Source organism: Streptomyces sp. BoleA5, from assembly GCF_000373665.1.
GTDB lineage: Bacteria > Actinomycetota > Actinomycetes > Streptomycetales > Streptomycetaceae > Actinacidiphila.
In genome coordinates this window covers 1-7,566 of sequence record NZ_KB892142.1, presented here as the reverse complement: position 1 = coordinate 7,566, position 7,566 = coordinate 1, and the positions used below count along the sequence as shown (strand labels likewise).

At 68.3% G+C, this 7,566-nt stretch carries 4 protein-coding genes; all 4 read left to right on the top strand.

Going from position 1 to position 7,566, the window contains the following annotated elements:
- Positions 1-306: 306 nt before the first annotated feature.
- The 4 genes from B085_RS49800 to B085_RS51560 all read left to right on the top strand — a co-directional run bounded on the left by B085_RS49800 (position 307) and on the right by B085_RS51560 (position 7,398).
- On the top strand, positions 307-453 hold the full coding sequence (locus tag B085_RS49800; RefSeq protein ID WP_158689891.1) for a hypothetical protein: 147 nt from the start codon (positions 307-309) through the stop codon (positions 451-453).
- A 58-nt stretch (positions 454-511) separates the two neighbouring features.
- Complete coding sequence (locus tag B085_RS0135650) at positions 512-4,591, top strand: ThuA domain-containing protein (RefSeq protein WP_158689890.1); 4,080 nt, start codon at positions 512-514, stop codon at positions 4,589-4,591.
- A gap of 202 nt (positions 4,592-4,793) precedes the next feature.
- A complete protein-coding gene (locus B085_RS46095; protein WP_018563378.1) occupies positions 4,794-6,719 on the top strand; it encodes a ThuA domain-containing protein in 1,926 nt (641 codons plus the stop codon).
- Positions 6,720-7,272: 553 nt separating this feature from the next.
- Complete coding sequence (locus B085_RS51560; RefSeq protein WP_018563377.1) at positions 7,273-7,398, top strand: hypothetical protein; 126 nt, start codon at positions 7,273-7,275, stop codon at positions 7,396-7,398.
- Positions 7,399-7,566 lie beyond the last annotated feature (168 nt).

The following is a 7,566-nucleotide window of genomic DNA, read 5'->3' as shown; positions in this document are numbered from 1 at the left end:
CGCGGATGGCCCGACATGCCGCAATTCGGCGCGGCGATGATGGAGCTCTTCTCGAAATCCATCAACTCCGCATCGGCATGACCACACCTGACCTGCCCCGGTGAAGCCCGAGCCACTCGCCGACCTGTGCCACCGCCATCGTCATGCGCCGGTCGCCAGAGGCCAGGCCTCTGGCGATGTCGGCCACCCGGTGGCTCGATCCCGGCCAACCTCTTCAACCCGCGAGTGATCGTCATCTGAGGCCATTTCGCCTCGCCGGTCCAGCGGCTGCTGCCCAACGCGCAAGATCAGCTGCAACGGCTCGTGGTGGCAGCTTCAGCCGCCCAGTGCCGATTCGTCGCCTCCACGCTCGGCTTCGGCGCCGCCTCCCGTGGCGCGGCGAGCACGGTGATCAACCACATCGTCGACGACCCGACCGCGATCACGGATCTCCCCAGGTCGGCACCTTGCTGACGGCCCCACAGACCTGGAGACGGCACCCTCCAGCAACCGCACTATCCGCTACCACCAAGTGGCAACAAGCGCGCGGCGGTTCGCGCCGTGCCTGACATCCCCCAGGCAGGAAGGTTTTTCCATGTCACCACGTCATCGAACGGGGGCCAGGCTGCTCGACGCAGCCCTGCCAGCACAAGGACGACGCCCGAGACGTCGCACCGCGACCACGATGGCCTTAGCCCTCATCGCCCCTTTCCTCACGCTCCTCGCGACGCCGGTGAGCGCTGCGGCCCCCACGGCGGCTGAGCCCGCTCCCGTCGCTGCACCGGAGCTGCTGCAGCCGTCCGCGCCTGCCGCCGAGGCCGCACCACCAGACGCCCGCTTCAAGGTGCTCGTGGTGCGCAGCACCCAGGACGCGGTGTCGTCGGCCGGCCTGGCCGCGATCCGGGATGCGGCCAGACCCGGTCATTTCACGGTCGTGGCGCCCGGGCCCACCGACGTGGGCGACCATTTCGCGGAGAAGAAGCTGAAGCAGTACCGCGCGGTCGTGTTCTTGGACACGGGTCTCGCGAGCCCGCTCACGGACGCGCAACGCGCGAACTTCGAGGACTACTTCCGAGACGGCGGCGGCTTCGTCGGCGTCGGCTCGGCGGTCGAGACCGACGAGTCCTGGTCGTTCCTGACCGACATCCTGGGGACGCGTGCGTCCGGCAGGACCGACGTGCAATCGGGTGACGTGAAGGTCGCCGACCGAGTCCACGACGCGACCAAGGATCTGCCGCAGATCTGGTCGCGGACCGACAAGTGGTACAACTTCAAGAAGAACGTGCGCGGTGTGTCACACGTCCTCGACACCGTCGTCGAAGACCCGTTCGGGCCGCAGCCGCAGGGCGCCGACCTCGACGGGATCGCCGGGGGCACGATGGGCGCCGATCACCCGGTCTCGTGGTGCAAGGACTTCCAGGGCGGCCGCTCGTTCTACACCGGCCTGGGCAACACGGCCGCGAGCTTCGATCCCGGCCTGACCAAGCACCTCAAGGGCGCGATCGGCTGGGCCGCGGGCCAGGCCGACCCGGACTACAGCGACTGCGGCGCCACCGTGCTGGCCAACTACCAGCAGACAAAAATCGGCTCGCCGCCGAACCTGCAGGAGCCGATCGGCTTCGACCAGCTGCCGGACGGCCGCGTTCTGCAGACGGACCGCCTCGGCTCGCTGCGCATGCACGACTCGGCCACGGGCGTCACCACGGTCGTCGCCAACTTCGCCGATCCGAGCCTGCCGATGACGCAGCAGATCTACTCCGCGGGCGAGGACGGGCTCTATGGGCCGGCGGTCGACGCCGACTTCGCGACCAACAAGTGGGTCTACCTCTACTACTCGCCGAAGGAGGTCACCGACGTCAAGCTGAGCGACGGATCGGTCGTCACCCAGATCACGCCGAACACCACCCCACCGAACGTGGCCGCGTCCAAGACCGCGTGGGATCCGTACGTGGGCTATTTCCAGCTCAGCCGCTTCAAGTTCGTCGACGCCAAGGACAGCACGCCGGCGCACCTCGACATGGGCTCCGAGCAGCAGATCATGCGCGTGCCGGTCAACCGCCAGGAGTGCTGCCACGTCGGGGGCGACATCGACTTCGACAAGCACGGCAACCTCTGGATGGTCACCGGCGACGACACGCCCGCGGGCGGCATCAACGCCGGCGGCTACGGGCCGTACAACTCGCAGAAGACCGACGAGCAGCAGACCGTGCGCGTCACCAACGCGACGGGCGGCACGTTCACGCTGACCTTCGAGGGCCGGACGACGGAGCCGATCGCGTGGAACGCGGATCGCAATGCGATCGACGCGGCCCTCGAGGCGCTCTCGAACATCGAGGCGGACGAGATCCAGACCAGCGGCGGCCCGGTCAACACCTCGAACGTCAACGTGTTCTTCCGCCGCGGCAAGCAGCAGTCCGATCAGCCGCAGATCACCGCCGACGGCGCCGGCCTGACCGGCACCGCCACGCCGGCGATCGCCACCAGCACGGCGCAGGCGGGCGGCTGGTATCAGCGGCTCACCGGTGACTCGCGCCGCACCGCGCTGAACACCAACGACCTGCGTGGCAAGGTGCTGCGGATCAAGGTCAAGGGCGGCGACATCTCCGCCGCCGACGCCAACAAGGCCGACTTCGGCTCCCGCACGGGCGCCTACTCGATCCCGCCGGGCAACCTGTTCCCCCTGGTCGCGGGCAAGCCGCGGGACAAGACGCGGCCGGAGGTCTACGCGATGGGCTTCCGCAACCCGTTCCGGATCCAGGTCGACGAGAACGACGTGGCCTACATCGGCGACTACTCGCCCGACGCCCAGACACCCCAGCGCTCGCACGGCCCGGCCGGCACCGGCCGGTACGAGATCGTGCGCAAGCCGTCCAACTACGGCTGGCCGACGTGCTACAAGCGCGACCTCGCGCACTACCAGTGGAACTTCCACGAGTTCGCGCCCGGCACCACCACCGCGGGCACACCTCTGAACAACCCGCCTCAGAAGTTCGACTGCGACGGGCCGACGCAGCGCAACGACTCGCTGTGGAACATCGAGGGCGGTCCGACGGTCGAGCCGGGCCTGAGGGACGTCCCGCCGGTCACCGACCCGGACATCTGGTACTCCTACCGCGACAACAACCCGACCGCGCCGCTCGGCACCCCGTGCGAGGCTTACTACGCGCCGACCCCGGGCCCGACCGCGCCCGGCTCGACGACCGAATGCCCGCGGCTGTTCCCCGAGCTCTACACCGGCGGCGTCGGTCCGCACGGGGTCACGAAGTACCACTACGACCCGAAGAACCCGAACCCTCACAAGTTCCCGCCGTACTACGACAACTCGGTGATCATCAGCGAGTGGACGCAGGACACGCTGCGCGAGGTCAAGCTCGACAAGCAGACCAACCACGTCCAGAAGATCAACAACTTCCTGGACTGCGGCAGCCGTGCGAACGCCGGGACAGGCGCGTTCCGGTTCGAGTGCGACAACCCTATGGACTTGCAATTCGGTTCTGACGGCGCGTTCTACCTGCTGACCTACGGCAACGGGTTCAACGTCATCAGCCCCGACGCGGGCATGTACAAGTGGGAGTACGTCAAGGGCAAGCGCGCGCCGAAGGCCGTGCTCACCACGGACCGCACCGACGGCTCAACGCCGCTGACCGTGAACTTCTCCAGCGCCGGCTCGCTGGATGAGGATCCCGGCGACTCGATACGCTACGAGTGGAACTTCGGCGACGGCTCGGCGATCGAGACCGACCCCAACCCGGCACACACCTACACGCAGTCCGGCCGCTACACGGCCGTGCTGACCGTGCTCGACTCGTCCGGCAAGCAAACCTCGACCAGCACCGTGATCACCGTGGGCAACACGAGCCCGACGGTGGTCGTCAATACGCCGGTGGAGGGCGGGACGTTCGCGTTCGGCGACGACATCCCGTTCTCGGTCACGGTCACCGACCCCGAGGACGGGACGGTGAATTGCTCCGAGGTACAGGTGACGTTCGTGCTCGGCCACGACGCGCACGGCCACGCCGAGGAGTCCGTCAACGGCTGCTCGGGCGTGCTCCACACGGACGCCGACGACGTCTCACACGGCGGCAGCGTCTCCGGCGTGGTCCAGGCGCGCTACACCGACCACGGCGGTCCGGGCGGCGTCCCACAGCTGACGACGACCGGCCAGCACCAGATCCGCCAGAAGCACCAGGAGGTGGAGTTCGTCGTCAACCAGTCCGGCACCAACACCGCGACCAACACCGACGGCGGCGCCGGCGTGCACCGCGGCAGCCTGGGCTCGGGCGACTGGCTCCAGCTCAACGGTCCATTCAACCTGACCGACATCGATTCGATCACGTTCCGCGCGGCGGACGCGGCGAACGGCCGCACGCCCGGGTCACCGCTGGCGGCAATCGAGGTCCGTCAGGACTCGATCACCGGGCCGATCCTGACCACGGCCGACCTCGTGTCCACCGGCGGGACGGGAACCTGGACGAGCCAGACGTTCCCGGTCTCGATGTCCGGGACGCATGAGCTGTTCCTGGTGTTCCGCTCGGTCACGGGTGGCGCCACGGGCGGCAACCTGTTCAACCTCAACTGGGCCGAGTTCGTCGGCGCGGGCATCGGCACCTAGCGAACCCGCCCGTGCCGACGAACCCGGTTCGTCGGCACGGGCACCCGCACCCACCGAACCCGCCGGTACAGCGGCAAGAGAGAAGACACTCATGCGGAGAAGATTTCGCACATCGGCAGTGGCCGCCTTCCTGACGGCGGCCGCAACACTCATCCCCGCGACACCGTCGTGGGCACAGGAAACGACACCGCCGACGATCAACGTGGCGACGCTGTCGCCCTCTGCGCCGACCGGCCAGAACAACTGGTACACCGGCCCGGTGACGCTGAACGTGTCGGCGACCGACGACGTCGGCATCGCCAAGTTCCAGTACTCGCTCAACGGCGGCGCCGCCTACATCGACGTGCCCGTCGAGGGGGCGCCGACGTCGGCCACGGCGTCGGCGGTGATCACGCAGGAGGGCAACACCAGCGTCCGGTACCGCGCGGTCGACACGTCCGGAAACGTCGCGGCGTTCCGCTCGATCTCGGTCCGGATCGACACGCGCGCGCCGGCTGCATCGTACCCGGCGATCACCGACGGTCACGTCGGTCACGTCGCCACGCTCATCCCTACGCGCACGGACCCCGCCCCCGGCTCGGGCGGAGTTGCTGTGCTGAACATGTACCTCGACGGCAAGCTGGTCCCGCCGTTGCCGGTGCAGACCTCCGACCTGTCGCTCGGCGTGCACACGCTCGCGGTGCATCTGTCTGACGCTGCTTCCAGCAGCGCGAAGTACACGCAGACGTTCATCGTGACGACCTCGTTCGCGGACGTCGGCACGCTGATCACCCGGTTCGTGACCGCCGGCAGCGTCCCGGCGGAGGTCGGCGAGGCGCTCCAAGCCAAGGTCGACCAGGCCAAGGCGCTCGCCGACGCCGGTTCGGCCAAGCGCGCGAGCCAGGTCCTGAACGGGTTCGTCTCGGTCGCCGGCCGGATCCCGCCCGGCTCGGCCCGCAGCACACTCGTGGGCGATGCTCGCTACCTGATCGACCAGCTCGAAGGCCGGCTCGCGCCGGAGCCCGCGACGGGCCTCGAGTCCGAGCCCGCGGAGGGCCCGAAGTTCATCCCGGACCCGGTGCTCGCCCCGCTCCCGCACAAGGCGGACGCCGACTACAACGTCCTGATCTTCTCCAAGACGACGGGCTTCCGGCACGACCACATCCCGCACACCGTGGCCGCGATCCAGAAGCTCGGCATCGCGCACAACTTCAACGTCGACGTCTACGACCCGCAACTCCCGACGGTCACGCTGCCCACGAGCCCGTTCCTGAGCCTTGACACGCTCAAGCAGTACGACACGATCGTCTTCGAGTCCAACGTCGGGCACCCGGGCCCGCTCAATGCGACCACCGAGCAGCCGAACTTCGAGGCCTACATGAAGCAGGGCGGCGGCTATGTCGGCATCCACGGCGCCGCCGACTCGTTCGAGATCGGCACCTGGCCGTGGTACGGCGACCTCGCCGGTGGGTTCTTCACCAGCCATCCGAACGGCCAGAACGGGTTCGGCCAGTGCGGCAGCTGCATCCACACCGAGGTGGTGACCGAGGACAAGACGCACCCGGCGACCGCGCATCTCCCTGCCCGGTGGATGACGGTCGACGAGCTCTACAACTTCGACCGCAACATGCGGGCCGACGTGCACACGCTGCTGAGCCTCAACGAGGACAGCTACCAGCGCAGCCTCAACAGCGGCAACGCGGCCACCAACCCGCTGCGGCTGATGAACGGCGACCACCCGATCGCGTGGTGCCAGAACTGGGGCGGTGGCAAGGCGTTCTCGAACATCCTCGGCCACTTCCGGACGCAGTACTACGACGACGCGTTCATGCAGATCGTCCTCGGCGGGATCGAGACGACCGCCGGCCGCAAGGACGCCAACTGCTCGTCCTACCGCGAGACCAGCCGGCTGATCGAGGCTGACCGAGCGGCCGGGCTGCTGACCGCGGACGCCGCGGACGCCGCCGGTGCCGCCCTGGACATCGCGCGGGACAGCTACCTGGCAAGGAACTACACCACCGCGATCCCAGCGCTGAACTCGATCGTCGACCTGGCGAACGACAAGGCCTCCGGCGACGCTGCGGCGCGTTCCGAGCTCGCACGGCAGGCGCGCGAGCTGCGGGAGTGGATGCAGAACCTCAACCGCTGACCCGTTCACGCGGCGGGGGCGGCGAATCGCAGCCCCCGCCGCGCTGACGCTGGAGCGCGCACGGGTCGTCAGCCAGTCGAGAAGTCCTTCGGTCCTTGTGTGGCCCGGTGGCGAACCGAGCAGGACGTCGAGCATGCTCAGGGGAGCTTCAGGTGGTCGAAGTAGGCGCCGGCGGGCGGTTCCGCGGTGGGTGAAGGACGGCTGACGTCCCCCCGGTCGCTGAGGGCGTTGCGCCACTCGTGCGGACGGGGGCGGTTGCCGCGCGGGCCAGCTGCCTGATCGAAGAGTCACCTTTCCTATATGATCCGAGCGGGGCATCAACACCCCGCAGCATGCGACCGATGACAACAGTTTCCCGAAGACGCTAGAAGTGACCTCACGTCTATGGCGCCTTCGGGCTCCGCGACGCCGCTTTTCACGATCTCGTCGCCCTGAGCGCGGAGAACCAGCTCATCTGCGAAGCGCTCGCTCGCCTGCACGCGCACGTGCACCTGTTCCGGCCTCGACACGGCACCCAGGTCACTCACTTGGCGATCGCCGAGCACGAAGAAGTGTGGCCGCGATCGGCGCGCGTGACCCCGACGCCGCCGCCTACGCCATGCGTCGGCACATCCTGCTGTCCGGCGAGCGGTTCCGGCGATTGTTCGACGAGGCCAAGGGCGCGGACGGAATGGTGTAAAGGCTTGACGGGCGGGCTGGGCCGAGGAATGCTAACCAATCAGATCGGATCGGATCCGCCTCACCCGCCTCATATGCGAGGAGAAGCAGGTGCCCAGAGCGCTGCTCCTGACCGGCGACGCCGCCGAGGAACTCGACACCATGTATCCCTACTATCGCGTTCAGGAGG